The following is a 17,202-nucleotide window of genomic DNA, read 5'->3' as shown; positions in this document are numbered from 1 at the left end:
TGAGCGTAAAGAGCCCGCAGACAAAAAGCAAGCATTGCTGCTTGCTTCCTTGAAATCATGATTAAAAAAGCTTCTTTAACTCTTCAGGATAATTACCTTGAATGATCCCTTTTTCGGTGATGATGGCTGTAATCAGCTCAGCAGGCGTCACATCGAATGCAGGATTGAAAACCTTGACTCCTTCAGGAGCGGTTTGTTTGCCAAAACCGTTTGTAATCTCTTCGGGTTCCCTGATTTCAATCGGGATGTCGCCGCCTGATTTTGTGTTCATGTCGATTGTGGAAGCAGGCGCTGCAACATAAAATGGGATATTATGTGCCTTGGCAAGGAGAGCAAGCCCGTAGGTCCCAATTTTATTGGCTGTGTCCCCATTTGCCGCCACACGGTCACAGCCGACAAAAACAGCTTCTGCCATCCCTTTCTGCATGACCATGGCAGCCATGCTGTCAGTAATCAGAGTTACATCAATGCCTGCCTTCTGGAGTTCCCAGGCCGTCAGCCTTGCTCCTTGAAGGAGCGGCCGCGTTTCATCTGCATAAACCTTAAGATCCCAGCCTTTTTCCTTTGCAAGATAAAAAGGCGCCAGCGCAGTACCGTATCTAGCAGTGGCAATGCCGCCTGCGTTGCAATGCGTCAGCACACCCATCCCATCCTTCAAGAGGGAAAGCCCGTGGATGCCGATCATACGGCATACTTCCTCATCCTCTTTCCTGATTTGGTGTGCCTCTTCCTCAAGTTTTTTCTTTATCAATGCAACTGGCTGTTCTTTTTCCGCCAAGGCACGCTCATCCATCCTCTGCAATGCCCAGAAAAGGTTTACGGCAGTAGGACGGGAACTCGCCAGGTACTCAAGATTTTCTTTAAAATCTTTGTAAAACGATGAGAAATCATCCTCAGGTGCCTTATTGGCAGCCAGAACAAGTCCGTAGGCAGCGGCAATCCCTATGGCCGGAGCACCTCTGACTTTCAGCTGCTTGATTGCGTCCCACGCATCCTCCACCTTGGTGATTTCAAGAAATTCTGTGACCGCTGGCAGCAGGGTCTGATCCAATATATATAATGTGCCGTTATCATATGTAACGGATTGAAGGAATGTCTGTCCCACTTTTTGTTCCCCTCTCGAAGACTTTTCAAATTTTTCTGATGCTACAAGCTATTGTAGCAAGAATTATGTATGGCGCATATAATTTTATTTTTATTTTTACAACAGAAAAAGCGCCGCAGCAATGCCGCGGCGCCAACACTTTTATTAGTTTTTAAGTCTTTCGCGCAGAACCATCTGCAGGATGCCGCCATGGCGGTAGTAGTCGATTTCAACTTCAGAGTCGAAACGGACAAGCACTTCAAAAGTGAGCCTGTTGCCATCTTCGTCTGTCGCTGTAACTTTTACGAAATCGCGAGGCCTTACATTCTCGTCGATTTGGACATCGAATGTTTCCTTGCCTGTCAGGCCAAGGACCTCTGCATTTTCTCCTGCTTTGAATTGAAGCGGAAGAACACCCATGAGAACAAGGTTGGAACGGTGGATACGCTCATAGCTCTCAGCGATGACTGTCTTGATGCCCAGAAGGTTTGTACCTTTAGCAGCCCAGTCACGGGAAGAACCCATGCCATAGTCTTTGCCTGCAAGAACCGCAAGGCCGGTTCCATCTTCTTTGTACTTCATGCAAGCATCATAGATGCTTGTCACTTCGCCGGTAGGCCAGTAAGTCGTGAAGCCGCCTTCGGTGCCAGGGGCAACCTGGTTGCGGATGCGGATATTTGCGAATGTTCCGCGCATCATGACTTCATGGTTGCCGCGGCGTGAGCCATAAGAGTTGAAATCGCGCGGCTCAACGCCATTTTCGCGCAGATATCTTCCTGCTGGTGTATCTTTGCCGATCGCTCCTGCAGGTGAGATATGGTCAGTCGTAACAGAGTCGCCGAACTTGCCGACTACACGCAGACCGTTAAGCGGCTTTACTTCATCCGCATTTGGCGTTAGTCCTTCAAAGAAAGGCGGGTTCTGAATGTAAGTAGAGTTTTCATCAAAAGAATACAGCGGTTCATTGCTGGTCTGGATTTCGTTCCAGCGCTCATTGTCGCTGAACACATGCTCATATTCTTTCTTGAACAGCTCAGGTGTAACACTCTTGCTGACAACCTCATTCACTTCAGCAGTTGACGGCCAGATATCTTTGAAGAATACATCGTTGCCATCTTTATCTTTTCCGAGTGATTCTGTCTGCAGATCGATGTCGACAGTTCCAGCCAGTGCATAAGCAACTACAAGAGGCGGTGAAGCCAGATAGTTACCTTTTACCAGCGGATGGATACGGCCTTCAAAGTTCCTGTTTCCTGAAAGGACGGAAGTGACAAGAAGATCTGCGTCAGCTACTGCCTTCTCGATTTCCTCTCTCAGCGGTCCGGAGTTGCCGATACAAGTTGTGCATCCGTACCCGACAAGGTTGAAGCCGATCTGCTCAAGGTATGGAAGCAATCCGGAATCACGCAGATAGCCTGTTACCACCTTGGATCCAGGTGCAAGTGAAGTTTTAACGTATTTAGGCACTTCAAGGCCAAGCTCAACCGCTTTCTTTGCTACAAGGCCGGCGCCGACAAGCACATATGGATTTGAGGTATTTGTACAGCTTGTGATCGCGGCAATGGCGATAGCACCTGTTTTCATTTTTGTTGAATCTCCATTTTGGAAATCCACAGTCACTTCTTTATTGATTTCTTTCTTGCTTAAGCCAAAGCCCTGGTTCCCTTGAGGAGCCGTAAGCGCCTGATTGAATTCTTCTTTCATGGCAGAAAGGGGAATCAGATCCTGAGGGCGTTTAGGGCCGGAAAGGTTTGCTTCGATTTCAGCAAGATTGATTTCAACTACTTCAGTGTATACCGGTTCAAGGGAAGGATCGAAGAACAATCCATTCTCTCTGCAGTACTTTTCAACAAGCTTGATCTGCTCTTCAGATCTGCCTGTCAGGCGCATGTAGTTAAGTGATTCTGAATCAACCGGGAAGAATCCGCAAGTTGCACCATATTCAGGAGCCATGTTCGCAATCGTCGCACGGTCAGCAAGCGGCAGAGCCGTTACACCTGGTCCGAAGAACTCGACAAATTTGCCGACAACGCCCTGCTGGCGAAGAACCTGGGTCACTTTAAGCGCAAGGTCTGTTGCTGTAGCCCCGTTAGGAAGCTCTCCGTTGAGCTTGACCCCTACTACTTCAGGCACAGGGAAATAGGAAGGCTGGCCGAGCATTCCTGCTTCAGCTTCAATTCCGCCGACACCCCAGCCTAATACGCCGATTCCGTTGATCATCGTTGTATGGGAATCTGTACCTACAAGTGTATCAGGGAAAGTTTCAAAATCGCCATCCGGCGTTTCGATTGCATGAACCACGTTTGCAAGGAATTCCAGGTTAACCTGGTGAACGATGCCAGTTGCCGGCGGAACAGCACGGTAGTTGTCAAATGCTTTCTGAGCCCAGCTTAGGAACTGATAGCGCTCGGCATTTCTTTCAAATTCAAGAACCATATTTGCTTCCAAAGAATCAGGAGTACCGTACTTATCAACCTGCACTGAGTGGTCGATAACCAGGTCGACTGGCTTCTCCGGATTGATTTTATCAGGATCTCCTCCCATGTCAGCCATTGCTTTCCTTAAGGAAGCAAGGTCAACAACCGCAGGAACGCCTGTGAAATCCTGAAGGATGACGCGTGAAGGCTTGAAAGGAACGTCTACTTCCTTCACTTGGTCAGATCCCCATTTTGCCAGGTTCTCTACATGCTCTTGTGTAATAACGCGTCCGTCAAACTGGCGCAGGACAGACTCGAGCAATACTTTAATGGAATAAGGCAACCTTGATACGTTGCCGATTCCTGCTTCTTCCAAAGCTGCTAATTGATAGTAATGATAGCGTTTACCGTCTAGTTCAAATGATTTCCTTGAATTAAAAACATCATTTTTAGACATATGCATTACCCCCTCTTATGATAATCATATACCAAAATTAAATTAATTGTCGAAAAGTTTGAATTGTCATTTTCATCGCCACTTTTCTCACAATTCTTATCTTAATACAACCTTCTATATAAGTAAATAACAAGAATGTTATTGTTTTTGATAAGTTTTGCTTATTGTTTTTTCCGCAGTACAATCAATAGCTTGAGCTGGGCCTTTAACAGAACCCATTTATGTATACCTTTATTAAGAAATTTAAAACAATTATTATTGCAAAAAAGCAATATTTCTCTGAATGCTGGATTGAATCCACGCAAAAGCTAAAAAGCGGAGGTGAGAATTTTGGCGAAAAGGAAGGCAAATCATATACGTCCAGGCATGAATGCAGCAAAAAGCCAGGGGCAGGGCGCCGGCTTCAATGAAGAATTATCTAACGAACCATTAACAGAGGCTCAAAAGCAAAACAATAAAAAGCGTAAGAAAAACCAGTAATATCCTTGTGAGGCCTGACTTCCATTTAAATAGCAAAATTAAAAAAACCCCTGAATCAGGGGTTTTTAACATTGTGTCATTCAGCTGAATTGACTTCCTGGATGATCCTCGACAAATCGTGCTGAAATTGCTCCAGCTGGCCCCGTTGATGTTCACTTGCTGTTTCAAGGGCATTTTCGATTTGCGCAAACGCTTCATTGACCTCATTTGCAAGATGCTTCAGCTGATGGCCGTAGCTTGCGCTGTCGCGGACGATTTCATTATATAAGCCGCTGGCTTCGGCGAATCCTTGCTCTGCCGCCTGGAAGGCCTGCTGCTTGTCTTTATGATATGGCATGTTTTCACTCCTGTTTATCAAGATGTAGTGTTAAATTGTGCAGTCGGCCGTGAAAATATTCGGTATAAAAACAACTGCAAAAAACATCCTAAAGTTAGGAGGGATGCTAAATGAACAAAAACGACAGCAAAGACATGCACAAAAATGCCCCAAAAGGGGATAACCCAGGTCAGCCTGAACCATTGAGCGGCTCCAAGAAAGTGAAGAACCGCAACCATACAAGACAAAAGCATAATTCCGGGCATGATATGTAGAGTCCCCTGCAAAAAGGCTTGTCTCCTACTCGGGAGACAAGCCTTTTGCAATCTCTGCCAGGGAGCCGGCAATGATTCCTGCTTCTTCTTCAGACACAGTCCTGAGATCAAACAGCGTTTCCTCCTGCCGAATCCTTGCAATTATTGGCGTGCCCTCCTGCGCTCTCAGCTTTACAGCCAGATCATCGGAAGAAATACCAGGGATTCTGATTGCCGCCGCAAAGGTCGGCAGCTCCACCTCCGGCATCGTACCCCCGCCGACCATGCTGGTGCTTTCCACTACCCTCACCCCGGACCCGGGACAATGCAAACGTACATTTGCAGCAAAAGCCTCTGTTCTCTCCCTGATCTCTTCCTTATCAGCAAGCATATCTCGTATGACGGGGATTTCCATTAAGGCTTTCTCATCTTTCATATATGCCGAGAGAGTTGCTTCCAAAGCCGCAAGGGTCATCTTATCAACTCTGAGAACCCTTGCCAGCTGATGTTTCTTCAGCTTATCGATCAAATCTTTCCGGCCTGCAATGATTCCGGCCTGCGGCCCTCCGAGCAGCTTATCACCGCTGAATGATACGATGCCGGCACCGGCCTTCAGCACATCGCTGACAACAGGCTCTTCCCCGATTCCATGCTTGCTGTAATCATACAGGACCCCGCTCCCGAGATCCTCGTAATAGATAAGCCCGCTTTTCGATGCTTCATCAGCCAGCTCACCTGCAGAGACGCTTTTTGTAAAGCCGACAATCTTGAAGTTGCTCGTATGCACCTTCATCAGCATCGCCGTTTCCTCTGTCATTGCGTCCCGATAATCGCGAAGATGGGTTTTGTTTGTTGTCCCCACTTCCACCAGCTTTGCCCCTGATTCCTCCATGATGGAAGAAATCCGAAAAGAACCGCCGATTTCAACAAGCTCTCCCCGGGAAACAATAACCTCACTGCCGGAAGCCAGCGCTCTCAGGACAAGAAATACAGCCGCCGCATTGTTGTTGACGATCATGGCAGCTTCAGCACCAGTGATTTCCTTGAGCAAATTTTCCACAAGCTCATGCCGGGATCCCCTGCTCCCTTTTTCCAGATTGTATTCGAGATTAGAGTAATTCCTGGCAATGACGGCCATATGTTCAACAGCTGCCTCTGAAAGCCTTGCCCTTCCCAGATTGGTGTGAAGGATGGTACCTGTAGCATTGATCACCTTCTGCAGTGCAAAGCTGTATTTTTGCTCAGCGGCAGCTTCTATATCCATAAATAAACGGGACAGAAAATCCGTGCTACCCGGTGCAGGCCCGGTGTACCTTCCTGCCAGAATCGCCTTTCTCGCTGTGTCAAGCGCCTCCTTGATCAGCTCGGCAAAACGCCCGGGTTCCAGTCCCAGTTTTTCCTGCAGGCTTTGTGCCCTTTCATCCCTCTGCATCTCGTGTACAGGGGGGATCTGTCTGAGAATATTGTTCACTTTTGTATTCCTCCAGCATATGAATTAGAAGTATTATACCACTTTCACCCTGTGCGCAGAAAATGAATATACTGACCGCAACAAGGGGGGCATTTCTATGGGAAAGAACAGCGAAGACAATCCATTCAAGGAAATGGAAAAATGGCTGGAGCATTTCTTTCTTGATCCGCTGACATCTTATCTTGATCAGACGGCTTTCCGGATCGACATTTATGAGACAGATGCGGAATATATTTTGGAAGCTCTGCTGACAGATTACACAGCTGCAATGCTTTCCGTTAAATTAGAAAGCCATGAACTGATCATCAGGGCTGAGAAGGATAAGGAAACAGTCAGCAGGGAAGTCGATTTTCCATTTCTATTAACAGAAAAACAGGTCACCTCCAGATTTTCCTGCGGCATACTGGAAATCTTCATTTCAAAAACCCGTAAAGGTTCCGGCAGAAATCGCAAGGTGCCCATACAATAACCGGCTATGCCGGATAAAGAAGCAGCCCCGCTTCCATAGAAGACGGGGCTGCTTCTTTATCATTTCATTTTATCAATGATTTCCTGGCTTTTAGGAAAGACGCCTGTTTCAAGCTTTGAATAGATTTTGCTTCCATTCACTGTCACTTCAAAGGCACCGCCTGAACTGGGGACCAGCTCCAACTTTCCTATTTCAGACCGGAAATGATTAAAAAGGTCTTCCGCGAAACTCGCGGCTTTTGGTGCGTAGTTTCACATCATGCAGAATTCAACCTTCACTTCATACTTTGCCATTACTGCTGCCTCCTCTCCTGCTAAGTTTGTATTTATTGTAGTACAAGCATCCCAGAGCCTGCAACCGTGCTGTCCTTCTCTCACTTTCATTAGTAAGGTATATTGGTTTCGTGCATTCTTTAAAATCGTACTTTTCGAAACCCGCAGCTGCCAGAATTAATTCTTCTCGGTTAATAATGGCTATAAAGACAGCGGGCAGTATACGATCCTAAAATCGGACAGCATGTTAAAATACGATAAGGGCCAGCCCGATTTAGTATAAATTTAAGTTTTTTAACTTATGCAAAGAAGGTGAAAACGATATGGATATTGACCGCTACCTTGCCAGGATAAAGGCCGATAAAAAGGAACCGGGACTTAATACACTGGCACAGCTCCAAAAAAAGCATATGCAAAGCATTCCGTTCGAAAATCTGGATGTCATCAGGAAGGTCCCGATCAGATTGGACACAGATCAGTTTTATAAAAAAGTGGTGGAAAACAGCAGGGGCGGCTTCTGCTATGAGCTTAACGGCCTCTTCCAAACCCTTCTTTCAGCGATGGGCTACAGCTCTGCCCTCATCTCCTGTACAGTCAAAACACCTGACGGATGGGCCAGGGAAAACAGCCATGCTGCCATACTGGTCTATCTTGACCAGCCCTATTTAACGGATGCAGGCTTCGGGGACTCAGCAAGACAGCCTATTCCCCTCGATGGCACAGAAAAGGAGGATGTGAGCGGAAAGTATAAAGTCAGGGATCTGGGAGAAGGCTGCTATGATTTGCTGCATTTTAACGGCGGTGAATGGCAGATTAAGTACCGGTTTACTGATGAAAAAAGAAGTCTGGATTTCTTCCAGGATTCCTGCGGATTTAATCAAACATCTGCAGAATCGCCATTCACCAAAGATGATATTATTACAATCGCGACAGAAAACGGAAGAATCACGCTTTCAGGGAACACACTGGTAAAAACAGAGAACGGTGAAAAGATCAAAACAGATTTAGACAAAGGTGCAAAACGGGATGCGCTAAAAGAATTCTTTGGGATCACAGAGGCATAGACGCTTAATAAAAAAGCTGGCGGAGATGATCTCCCGCCAGCTTTTTTACCTTATCAAACTGTTGTAACTTTCAGCTTTTCCAGCATATCTGCAGTCATTTTAGCAAGATCGTATTCAGCCTTAAAACCCCATTCTTCTTTTGCTGCTGTGCAATCGATTGAGTTAGGCCAGCTGTCAGCAATCGCCTGTCGGACAGGATCCACTTCATAGCTGAGCTCAAATGAAGGAATATGCTGGCGGATAGCTGCAGCAATCTCTTCAGGCTCAAAGCTCATTGCCGCAACATTGAATGAGTTGCGGTGCTTTAGCCTGCCCGCATCAGCTTCCATTAAATTAATAATGGCATCAAGGGCGTCAGGCATATACATCATATCCATATAAGTCCCTTTATCGATATAAGAAGTATACTTGCCTTCTTCAATCGCTTTATAATAAATTTCCACAGCATAGTCGGTAGTTCCGCCGCCTGGAGGAGTCACATATGAAATCAGGCCGGGGAAGCGCAAGCCTCTCGTATCCAGGCCGAATTTATGAAAATAATAATCGCACAAAAGCTCTCCGGCAACTTTATTGACTCCGTACATCGTTGTTGGACGCTGAATGGTATCCTGCGGAGTAGAATCCTTAGGTGTCGACGGTCCGAAAGCACCGATTGAACTTGGTGTAAAGAATTGGCTGTTCAGTTCCCGTGCAGCTTCAAGGGCATTCATCAGGCCGCCCATATTAAGGTTCCAGGCAAAAACAGGGTTTGCTTCCGCCGTTGCAGACAGTAAAGCAGCCATGTGGATGACCGTATCCGCATCATGTTTTTTTGCGGTATCAAACATAGACTTCGCATCTGTAACATCCACTATTTCAAACGGACCTGACTGGGCCGCCTCAGAATCATTCCTGCGGATATCAGTTGCAATGACATTATCGGTACCATATATGTTTCTAAGCTTGACAGTCAGCTCTGAACCGATCTGGCCAAGAGCACCTGTAATAAAGATCTTTTTCATCGTTTTCCTCCACCTAAATCCGTCGTTTCATATCTATATTTTAAATCTTAGATAATACCCATTTCCTTGCCGACCTTTTTGTAAATCGAAAGTGCCTGATCCAGCATATCCTTTGTATGTGCGGCTGTCGGCATGTTGCGGACACGCCCGGTGCCCCGCGGAACAGTCGGGAACACGATTGATTTAGCATATACGCCTTCATCATTCAATTTTTTGCTGAATTCCTGAGTGGCCACTTCATCACCGATGATGCAAGGAGTGATTGGCGTTTCACTGTCTCCAATATTGAAGCCGAGCTCTTTCAGGCCTTTTTTCAGATAATCGGCATTTTCCCAAAGCTTCTCATTCAGCTCAGTGCTTTCCATAAGGATGCTGATGGATTCGATGCACGCAGCTACATCAGGAGGCGTAAGGGAAGTTGAAAATAAGAATGGGCGGCTTCTCACTTTCAGCCAGTCAATCAGCTGTTTCTTGCCGGCCACATATCCGCCGACAACACCGATGGCCTTGGAAAGCGTACCGATTTGGAAGTCCACTTTATCGGATAATCCAAAATGCTTAACTGTACCTGCTCCTTTGCCGAGTACACCAGATCCGTGTGCATCATCAACATATGTGATCAGGTCGAACTCTTCAGCGATTTCCACAATTTCAGGGAGCTTCGCAATATCTCCATCCATGGAGAAGACTCCGTCTGTGATAACCATGACTTTATTATATTGTCCTGACTCTGTCGCTTCCTTTGCTTTTGCACGCAAATCTTCCATATCAGAGTGGTTAAAGCGGATGATTTTTGCGCGGGACAGCCTGCAGCCGTCAATAATGGAAGCATGGTTCAGTTCATCTGATAAAATGGCATCGTTTTTGTCCATGACTGCAGAGATGGCAGCCATATTACAGTTGAAGCCTGATTGGTAAGCGATGGCTGCTTCAGTATGCTTGAATTCTGCCAGTTTTTCTTCCAATTTGATATGGATATCCATTGTGCCGTTGATTGTCCTGACAGCACCTGCTCCTACACCGTATGTATCAATTGCTTTTTTGGCAGCACCTTTAAGCCTGTCGCTGGTAGCAAGGCCCAAATAATTGTTGGATGATAAATTGATCAATTCTCTGCCATTAATCTTGATCATAGGACCGTTCGGACTCTCAAGCGGGTCGATTTCATTATAAAGGCCCTTGCTCTTCAGGTCCTCGAGATTTTCATTTAAAAAGCTATCCAAAGTTTTGCTGGACATATAGATCCCTCTCTTTATATAGAATAGAATGTCATCTGCAAACAAACAACTGTACTCCTGATAAAGACATTCCGACACTCGACAAAGACTTGTATATCAAGGAGTTACTTAATAATTACTTTAACATATTTGATGGATTTGTACACTTGAAAAGGACATTGCTGAAGTTACTTTTATTTTTACCAATAAGAATGGATTTTAGTTGGATATTAAAAGAAGAAGCCGGTAAGCTTTCTAAGAATTGAAGTAAGATCTATATTGCGTTTAGTTTTAACGGTGGCTGACAAATGGGGCTGTTGATTTCCTTTCCAGGCACTTCGCTTTCCGCAGGGCGGCGCTGAGCCTCCTCTTCGCTTTGCACAGCGGGGTCTCAGCTTTGCCGCTATTTCCCGCGGGAGTCTGCGAGACTTCCACTATAATCAACAGGGTTAAAAAATAATTAACCTGGCAAAAAATCATGAGCAAACGACCAACTTATAATTAAAGTGAATATTAAAGAGGAAATTAAGTTTTTATAATTCTCTAGCTATCGAGTTTATTTGTCTCAATACTGTGTTTTTGAACAGCGTTGTCATTTACTTGTAAAATGGCCATATAAACAGAAAAAGGGGTAAGGATTGCTATCACCCCTTACCCCTTTTTACAAAGCATTACAAATGCCTTGAAACATTATTTTATTTTAATTGATTAGTATAGTGGATGTGGTGGATCAATTCCTAGTACTGGCTGTCCATCAACAGTAAGCCAGATATAATAGTGATCAATTTCAGTTTTCAACACTTTTTCAATTTTTGCAATAAGCTTTTCCTGGAAGTCAAAAGACATTTTAGCTGTCTCTTCTCCCAATTCAACATTTTTGAGACCCACGATATCTGCTATTGCGCGAGCCTGTTCATAAGATACCTCGACATACTGATCGTATTCAGGCAGGTACGCAGCCTCAGCCGGTTTAATGCTAAATACAGCACCAATTAGTAAAGCCATTAACAAGATGCTAACTTTTTTCATGATTTTCCCCTTTTCTATTTATATTTGGTCTTTCAAACCTAGGAATATATCTACAATGTACGGATTGTACATAGTTCCTCTGCATCGAAGAATTTCTTCGTAAGCTTCTTCCCGCGATCTCGCACTTTGATAAATTCTATTGGTTGTCATGGCATCGAAGGAATCAACAACAGCTATAATAGCTGCTTCAATAGATATCTCATCACCTTTTAAATTGTGGGGATATCCCATTCCATCATACCTCTCATGATGCTGTTCAACTATCGAACCCGCAACTTTCAAACTTGGCAAACTACTCTGTTCTAAAATTTCTCTGCCATATGTAGTGTGGAGCTTCATTAGCGCCCATTCTTCAGCATTTAACTTCCCAGGCTTCTGTAGTATTTCAATCGGAACGTTCACTTTTCCAATATCGTGAAGGAAACTCGCTAAATTAAGACGCATTAATTGTTTAGAAGTCAGACCGGCCTTTTCGCCAACAAGCATTGACATTGTCTTTATTCTGTCACAATGATCCTTTGTATAGCCATCCTTCTCCTCGATTGAAACAGCTAAATCTCTCAGTTTATTAGATACTTTGCTATAGAAGTGAAAAACTGGCTGCGATGTAACAAACAGAAACTCAGTACCACCAATTGATTCGAAAATGTAATGTTCCTCAATAGGGCATCGATGAAATGAGTCTCCAGCTAATAAATCTTCCATTTCATGATGGGAAATAATCTTCAGTTCACCAGATAGAATTTGCAGAAATTCTAATGCATCCCAGCCATCTTGTGGCTCAAGTACCCACCTGGTACCCGGCTGCAGCTTATGATAAATAACTTCTGTACCATCGCCAGATGCGAGGAGGGAAATCTGCAAGCCTTTCATGTGGACTGTTTCAATGAAACGATCTTCATTTATAATGCCCACTGTATTACCCTCATTTCTATTTCTAAGATTGCTGTCGAATCAAGAAGAAAACATTGTCAAAATTTCTTCTATTCTCCAACATTATAATACATAAAGTAAATTAGTAATATAGGGAATTAGAAAAATAAACAAGAATTTCCCTATTTTTTTTGGTAAATAATGAGAAAGTCCTAAGAACGGCTTAGTGACGCACACTAGCCTGCCATTATTTGCGGCAGCGGGTATCAAAAGAAGCAATAGTTTCGTTGTGATCTTGGCCATTTGGTTTGCATCCGCTGAATAATCATGCAAAAAATTGATTAGTTTACTCACATTGTTTTAAAGGAAAATGGAAAGTACATAAGAAATCCAGCGATACTGGCTCGTATACATATTTGGAGGTTATATAAATGAAGCATCCGTTACATGTTACTTCGGAAATAGGAGAGTTGAAGTCGGTCCTGCTGCACAGGCCCGGCAAGGAGGTAGAAAACCTTACCCCTCAATACTTAAAAAGGCTGTTATTTGATGATATCCCTTATTTGCCGGCAATTCAAAAGGAACATGATTATTTTGCAGGTGTGCTGAGCAATCGGGGCATTGAAGTGCTTTATCTCGATAAACTGATGACAGAAACGCTCGCTCAGCCAGATATCCGCGGCCAATTCACAGAACAAATCCTGATGGAAAGCCAGTCTAATGTCAACGGCTCCTTTGAGGCTGTCTCTGAATATTTGAATTCTCTGCCGACAGATGAACTGGTGAGAAATGTGATGGCTGGTGTAAGGAAGAATGAAATTGATTTAAAGGAAAAGGTACATCTTCATGAAATCATGGCGGATTCTTATCCATTTTTCCTTGATCCGATGCCAAATTTATATTTTACGAGAGATCCTGCAGCTGTCATTGGCAAAGGCATTACCATTAATAATATGAATGAGCCGGCCAGGAGGCGCGAATCTATTTTCATGGATTATATCATTAAGCATCACCCCCGCTTCAAAGAGCATGATATTCCTGTTTTCTTTAACCGGGATGAACATTATACACTCGAAGGCGGAGACGAGCTGGTGCTGAGCAGGGAAGTTGCTGCCATTGGTGTCAGTGCCAGAACATCTGCACAGGGAATTGAAAAGCTGGCAAGGGAATTATTTGCCCGCCAGGAGGATATTAAAAAGGTAGTAGCTGTCGAAATTCCTAAATCACGGGCCTTTATGCATCTGGATACTGTGTTTACGATGATTGATCATGATAAATTCACCTACCATCCTGCAATAGAATCCAGTGACGGGAAAATGAAGATTTACATTCTGGAGCAGGGAAACACTGGTGATCTGAAAATCACAGAAAAGGACAGCCTTGTGGAAACTTTGAAGGAAGTCCTGAATCTTCCGGAACTGGTCCTCTTGCCATGCGGCGGCGGAGATGTCATCGCAGCTGCAAGAGAGCAATGGAATGACGGCTCCAATACACTGGCAATTGCACCTGGAGTAGTGGTCACATATGACCGAAATTATGTTTCCAATGATATGATGAGGCAGAACGGCATCGAGGTGCTGGAAATCATGAGCTCTGAGCTTTCCCGCGGAAGAGGCGGCCCCCGCTGTATGAGTATGCCGATTGTCAGAAAAGAGTTGTAAAAGGGCCCAGCTGGCCCTTTTTTCTTCCTTTTTTAAATAAACCACGCCTCGCTGAGAATTTTGATTCCTTCCATTATTTCTTCTTCAGTGAGTCCTCCAAATCCGAGCATGATTGATTCATCTCCAGTGCCTTCTGCATAATATGGTTTGCTGGAATACACTTTAACCCCTCTTTTTGCGGCCATGTCAGCAAGTTCATCACTTTTCTTCCCTTCCAGCTTCAAAAGGATATGAAGCCCTGCCCTTTGCCCAATCACAACTGCTTTATTGCCCATCATGGAATCAACCGACTCCAGGAGTACTTTATGCTTTGCCTGATAAAGCACACGCATCTTCCGGATATGCTGTTCAAAGTCCCCTTCCTTTAAAAAATGTGCAGCAGCTTCCTGAATAATGGGCGACGCTGGCTGGCTGTACAGGCTGAAATCCCTTTTGTATGCTGCTATCAGGGCTGGCGGCAAAACGATATAGCTCAGCCGGGCAGCTGGAAGAAAGGACTTTGAAAAAGTTCCCAGGTAAATGACGCGCTCATGCTGATCCAGGCTTTTAAGCGAGGGAATGGGCTGTCCTTGATACCTGAATTCACTGTCATAGTCATCTTCAATAATATAGCCGCCTGTGTCCGCTGCCCACTTCAGCAGCTTCAGCCGTTTATTGATTGATAAGACCATGCCTAGCGGGAACTGATGGGAAGGAGTCACATACACGGTTTTGGCCCTCTTTTCTGCAAGCTCTTCCACATTTATCCCATCTTCCTCCACAGAGACCGGCTCCACTATGCCGCCTTGATGTAAGAGCACTTTCCTTACCCCGTCATAGCCCGGGTTTTCCATTGCAATCACTTCACCGCGAAGCTCGAGAATGTTCATGATCACCTGGATGCTATGCTGAGTGCCTGAAGTAATGATAATCTGTTCCGGTGAACAGTCTATCCCCCTGGATCTGTACAAATATCCTGACAGCTCATTTCTCAGGGAAAGCTGGCCTTGTTTATCGCCATATTGCAGGAGAGAGAGATCGAGAACAGCTTCCGCCAATGCATTTTTCCATCTCCTGGCCGGGAATGCTTTTGCATCAATATGGCCATATTGAAAATCAATTTTTGGCTTTACCAGCTCTTCTTTTATGACAACAGGCAATTCTGCCTTTACCGTTTTTAATGGGAGATCATCAATTTTATTAACAACAATGCTGCTTTTCGGCCTGCTGTCGGCATAGCCCTCAGCAATCAGCTGGTGGTAAGCCTCTTCTACTGTATTTTTGCTCACATCCAGAAAACGGGAAAACTTTCGGATGGAAGGAAGTTTTTCCCCTGGCTTGATTTTGCCAGACTCTATTTCCGACCTGATAAATTGATAAAGCTGTGTATATAAGGGCATCTGGCTTTCCCTGTCTAAAAACGGCGTCATAAGCAGCTCCTATCTGACCCCTTAAGAATATTTAAATCTGTCACTTTTAAGATGGTCACTCTGATATTAATCTGATTATATATCATATATCTTAGGAGTGAAGGAAATGTTTTCTATACGTCAATCCTTGCACGAAGTTAAAGACCCGGAGAAAATCGGCAGCTTCTTAAAACAAGCCAAAACAGGATATCTCGGACTTGCTGATGGTTTTTACCCTTATGTTGTTCCTCTAAATTATGTTTGGCAGGACGATTGTATCTATTTCCATGGGGCTTCTGAAGGGAGAAAAATGGAGCTGATGAAAACCAGCCCCCATGTCTGCTTTACGGTGAGTGAGGACTTCGGTACCCTGACCGATCCTGTCCCAGCAAAAACAGACACAGCGTATATGAGTATCATGATTTTTGGGAAAGCTGCTGTTCTTTCAGATTTGGATGAAGCAACTGAGATTATGCAGCATATGCTTGATAAGTATGTGCCCGGCTACTTTCAAGCGCCTCTATCAAAATCCCATGTTGAAAAATACCGCTCCTCCCTTGGAAGCAGGACTGCCGTGATAAAAATTACTCCAGATGCAATTACAGCCAAAGGGAACGAAGCCAAGGATGAAAGATTGTACTTCCCTGGTAAAACGGCGGCTGTGGACCTTAAGTGAAGAACAGTTCAGGGGAATAAATTTAGCTGACAGGCCAATTTTTAAAATATAAAAATGACGTGCAGATTCCTGCACGTCATTTTATCTTCTACCTGTACTTACGATTGAACAGCTTCTTCTTCAAGCTTTGTCATTCTTTCAGCCACTTCTTCTTCTGTAAGACCATGTTCGCTGATATAACGGTTGCGGGGATGGACCCGGCATTCATGGCTGCAGCTGCGGAGATATTTATGCTCATTATCCTCAGATGTCAGGATTTGCTTATTGCATTCAGGGTTTGCGCATCTTACATATCTTTCGCAAGGCTCGCCTGTGTAATAGTCGCGGCCGACAATGACATGCTCTTCCTGATTGACTGGAACACTGATCCTGTCATCGAACACATAGCATTGGCCGTCCCACAGCTTGCCGCGCACTTCAGGGTCTTTGCCGTACGTAACTATGCCCCCGTGCAGCTGGCCGACATCTTCAAAGCCTTCTTTAAGAAGCCACCCTGAGAACTTTTCGCAGCGGACGCCTCCGGTACAATAAGTAAGGATCTTCTTGCCCTCAAACTTTTCCTTGTTTTCCTTGATCCATTCAGGAAGCTCCCGGAAATTTTGGATATCAGGCTTGATTGCACCTTTAAAATGGCCGAGGTCGTATTCATAGTCATTTCTCGCATCAAGGACAACAGTATCAGGGTCCTGCATCTTCTCAAAAAATTCCTTAGGCTCCAGGTGGGTTCCAGTGAGCTCCAATGGATCGATATCGTCTTCAAGGCTTAAGTTAACGAGTTCTTTTCTCACCCTGACGCGCATTTTTTTGAATGCATGCCCTTCAGACTCATCAACTTTGAAGACAGTACCTTTAAATAATGGATGATTGTCCATCATCTCGATATAAGCCTGAGTCTGCTCTGCGGTGCCGGACACGGTGCCATTGATGCCCTCTTCTGATATCAGCACGCGCCCCTTTATGCCAATCCCGTTGCAGAAATCCAGGTGTTCTTCCCTTTGAGCTGCAGGGTCTTCTATATGAACATATTTGTAATAAAGCAGTATTCTATATGATTGTGTATCCATGATTTTTCT

Annotated in this window: 17 protein-coding genes; 6 read left to right on the top strand and 11 right to left on the bottom strand. The window is 44.7% G+C overall.

Annotation, left to right across the window (positions count from 1 at the left end; all coding sequences use genetic code 11):
- Window positions 1-61 precede the first annotated feature (61 nt).
- Both mtnA and acnA read right to left on the bottom strand, forming a co-directional pair.
- Window positions 62-1,105: an S-methyl-5-thioribose-1-phosphate isomerase gene (gene mtnA / locus AC4E8B_RS11560; protein WP_490219122.1), complete on the bottom strand. Its 1,044-nt coding sequence runs from the start codon at window positions 1,103-1,105 to the stop codon at window positions 62-64.
- Window positions 1,106-1,249: 144 nt separating this feature from the next.
- A complete protein-coding gene (gene acnA, locus AC4E8B_RS11555; protein WP_490219121.1) occupies window positions 1,250-3,958 on the bottom strand; it encodes an aconitate hydratase AcnA in 2,709 nt (902 codons plus the stop codon).
- A gap of 330 nt (window positions 3,959-4,288) precedes the next feature.
- Between acnA and sspO the strand changes: the two genes are divergently transcribed.
- On the top strand, window positions 4,289-4,438 hold the full coding sequence (gene sspO / locus AC4E8B_RS11550) for a small acid-soluble spore protein SspO (protein ID WP_490219120.1): 150 nt from the start codon (window positions 4,289-4,291) through the stop codon (window positions 4,436-4,438).
- 76 nt (window positions 4,439-4,514) lie between these two features.
- Here the strand turns inward: sspO and AC4E8B_RS11545 are convergent, their stop codons facing one another.
- Window positions 4,515-4,775, bottom strand: a complete 261-nt coding sequence (locus AC4E8B_RS11545; protein ID WP_490219119.1) for a hypothetical protein — start codon at window positions 4,773-4,775, stop codon at window positions 4,515-4,517.
- A 110-nt stretch (window positions 4,776-4,885) separates the two neighbouring features.
- On the opposite strand from AC4E8B_RS11545, the gene AC4E8B_RS11540 reads away from it, so the two are divergent.
- Window positions 4,886-5,029: a small acid-soluble spore protein P gene (locus AC4E8B_RS11540; protein WP_148949502.1), complete on the top strand. Its 144-nt coding sequence runs from the start codon at window positions 4,886-4,888 to the stop codon at window positions 5,027-5,029.
- A 25-nt stretch (window positions 5,030-5,054) separates the two neighbouring features.
- Here AC4E8B_RS11540 and selA read toward each other — a convergent pair whose 3' ends face one another.
- On the bottom strand, window positions 5,055-6,479 hold the full coding sequence (gene selA, locus AC4E8B_RS11535; protein ID WP_490219117.1) for an L-seryl-tRNA(Sec) selenium transferase: 1,425 nt from the start codon (window positions 6,477-6,479) through the stop codon (window positions 5,055-5,057).
- 97 nt (window positions 6,480-6,576) lie between these two features.
- Here selA and AC4E8B_RS11530 point away from each other — a divergent pair, with 97 nt between their 5' ends.
- Window positions 6,577-6,948: an Hsp20/alpha crystallin family protein gene (locus tag AC4E8B_RS11530; protein WP_490219115.1), complete on the top strand. Its 372-nt coding sequence runs from the start codon at window positions 6,577-6,579 to the stop codon at window positions 6,946-6,948.
- 59 nt (window positions 6,949-7,007) lie between these two features.
- On the opposite strand, the gene AC4E8B_RS11525 is transcribed toward AC4E8B_RS11530, so the two are convergent.
- Window positions 7,008-7,241, bottom strand: a complete 234-nt coding sequence (locus AC4E8B_RS11525) for an Rdx family protein (RefSeq protein WP_490219114.1) — start codon at window positions 7,239-7,241, stop codon at window positions 7,008-7,010.
- 302 nt (window positions 7,242-7,543) lie between these two features.
- Here AC4E8B_RS11525 and AC4E8B_RS11520 point away from each other — a divergent pair, with 302 nt between their 5' ends.
- Window positions 7,544-8,284 carry an arylamine N-acetyltransferase family protein gene (locus tag AC4E8B_RS11520; protein ID WP_490219112.1) on the top strand — a complete coding sequence of 247 codons (741 nt, stop codon included), beginning with the start codon at window positions 7,544-7,546 and terminating at the stop codon, window positions 8,282-8,284.
- A 53-nt stretch (window positions 8,285-8,337) separates the two neighbouring features.
- Here AC4E8B_RS11520 and AC4E8B_RS11515 read toward each other — a convergent pair whose 3' ends face one another.
- The 4 genes from AC4E8B_RS11515 to AC4E8B_RS11500 form a co-directional block, all read right to left on the bottom strand.
- Window positions 8,338-9,285 carry an L-threonine 3-dehydrogenase gene (locus AC4E8B_RS11515; protein WP_490219110.1) on the bottom strand — a complete coding sequence of 316 codons (948 nt, stop codon included), beginning with the start codon at window positions 9,283-9,285 and terminating at the stop codon, window positions 8,338-8,340.
- Between the two features lie 47 nt (window positions 9,286-9,332).
- Complete coding sequence (locus AC4E8B_RS11510) at window positions 9,333-10,523, bottom strand: glycine C-acetyltransferase (RefSeq protein WP_490219108.1); 1,191 nt, start codon at window positions 10,521-10,523, stop codon at window positions 9,333-9,335.
- 687 nt (window positions 10,524-11,210) lie between these two features.
- Window positions 11,211-11,531, bottom strand: a complete 321-nt coding sequence (locus AC4E8B_RS11505; protein ID WP_490219106.1) for an 8-amino-7-oxononanoate synthase — start codon at window positions 11,529-11,531, stop codon at window positions 11,211-11,213.
- 18 nt (window positions 11,532-11,549) lie between these two features.
- Window positions 11,550-12,446, bottom strand: coding sequence for an HD-GYP domain-containing protein (locus tag AC4E8B_RS11500; RefSeq protein ID WP_490219105.1), 897 nt, complete (start codon window positions 12,444-12,446; stop codon window positions 11,550-11,552).
- Between the two features lie 389 nt (window positions 12,447-12,835).
- Between AC4E8B_RS11500 and arcA the strand changes: the two genes are divergently transcribed.
- Window positions 12,836-14,065, top strand: a complete 1,230-nt coding sequence (arcA, locus tag AC4E8B_RS11495) for an arginine deiminase (RefSeq protein WP_490219103.1) — start codon at window positions 12,836-12,838, stop codon at window positions 14,063-14,065.
- Window positions 14,066-14,097: 32 nt separating this feature from the next.
- Here arcA and pdxR read toward each other — a convergent pair whose 3' ends face one another.
- Window positions 14,098-15,474 (bottom strand): MocR-like pyridoxine biosynthesis transcription factor PdxR, encoded by a 1,377-nt coding sequence (pdxR, locus tag AC4E8B_RS11490; RefSeq protein WP_490219101.1) that lies wholly within the window; start codon window positions 15,472-15,474, stop codon window positions 14,098-14,100.
- 106 nt (window positions 15,475-15,580) lie between these two features.
- Between pdxR and AC4E8B_RS11485 the strand changes: the two genes are divergently transcribed.
- On the top strand, window positions 15,581-16,129 hold the full coding sequence (locus tag AC4E8B_RS11485) for a pyridoxamine 5'-phosphate oxidase family protein (protein WP_490219099.1): 549 nt from the start codon (window positions 15,581-15,583) through the stop codon (window positions 16,127-16,129).
- A 98-nt stretch (window positions 16,130-16,227) separates the two neighbouring features.
- On the opposite strand, the gene trhO is transcribed toward AC4E8B_RS11485, so the two are convergent.
- Window positions 16,228-17,193, bottom strand: a complete 966-nt coding sequence (gene trhO / locus AC4E8B_RS11480) for an oxygen-dependent tRNA uridine(34) hydroxylase TrhO (RefSeq protein ID WP_490219098.1) — start codon at window positions 17,191-17,193, stop codon at window positions 16,228-16,230.
- Window positions 17,194-17,202: the final 9 nt, after the last annotated feature.

The organism is Bacillus sp. SRL543 (assembly GCF_984799205.1).
This window is presented reverse-complemented; position numbering and strand designations above follow the sequence as displayed.

Coding starts and splice junctions, on each gene's coding strand:
- AC4E8B_RS11540 (WP_148949502.1), top strand. CDS start 4,886: ATGAACAAAAACGACAGCAAAGACATGCACAAAAATGCCCCAAAAGGG.
- AC4E8B_RS11530 (WP_490219115.1), top strand. CDS start 6,577: ATGGGAAAGAACAGCGAAGACAATCCATTCAAGGAAATGGAAAAATGG.
- trhO (WP_490219098.1), bottom strand. CDS start 17,193: ATGGATACACAATCATATAGAATACTGCTTTATTACAAATATGTTCAT.
- AC4E8B_RS11485 (WP_490219099.1), top strand. CDS start 15,581: ATGTTTTCTATACGTCAATCCTTGCACGAAGTTAAAGACCCGGAGAAA.
- AC4E8B_RS11505 (WP_490219106.1), bottom strand. CDS start 11,531: ATGAAAAAAGTTAGCATCTTGTTAATGGCTTTACTAATTGGTGCTGTA.
- arcA (WP_490219103.1), top strand. CDS start 12,836: ATGAAGCATCCGTTACATGTTACTTCGGAAATAGGAGAGTTGAAGTCG.
- acnA (WP_490219121.1), bottom strand. CDS start 3,958: ATGTCTAAAAATGATGTTTTTAATTCAAGGAAATCATTTGAACTAGAC.
- AC4E8B_RS11515 (WP_490219110.1), bottom strand. CDS start 9,285: ATGAAAAAGATCTTTATTACAGGTGCTCTTGGCCAGATCGGTTCAGAG.
- AC4E8B_RS11545 (WP_490219119.1), bottom strand. CDS start 4,775: ATGCCATATCATAAAGACAAGCAGCAGGCCTTCCAGGCGGCAGAGCAA.
- AC4E8B_RS11520 (WP_490219112.1), top strand. CDS start 7,544: ATGGATATTGACCGCTACCTTGCCAGGATAAAGGCCGATAAAAAGGAA.
- pdxR (WP_490219101.1), bottom strand. CDS start 15,474: ATGACGCCGTTTTTAGACAGGGAAAGCCAGATGCCCTTATATACACAG.
- AC4E8B_RS11510 (WP_490219108.1), bottom strand. CDS start 10,523: ATGTCCAGCAAAACTTTGGATAGCTTTTTAAATGAAAATCTCGAGGAC.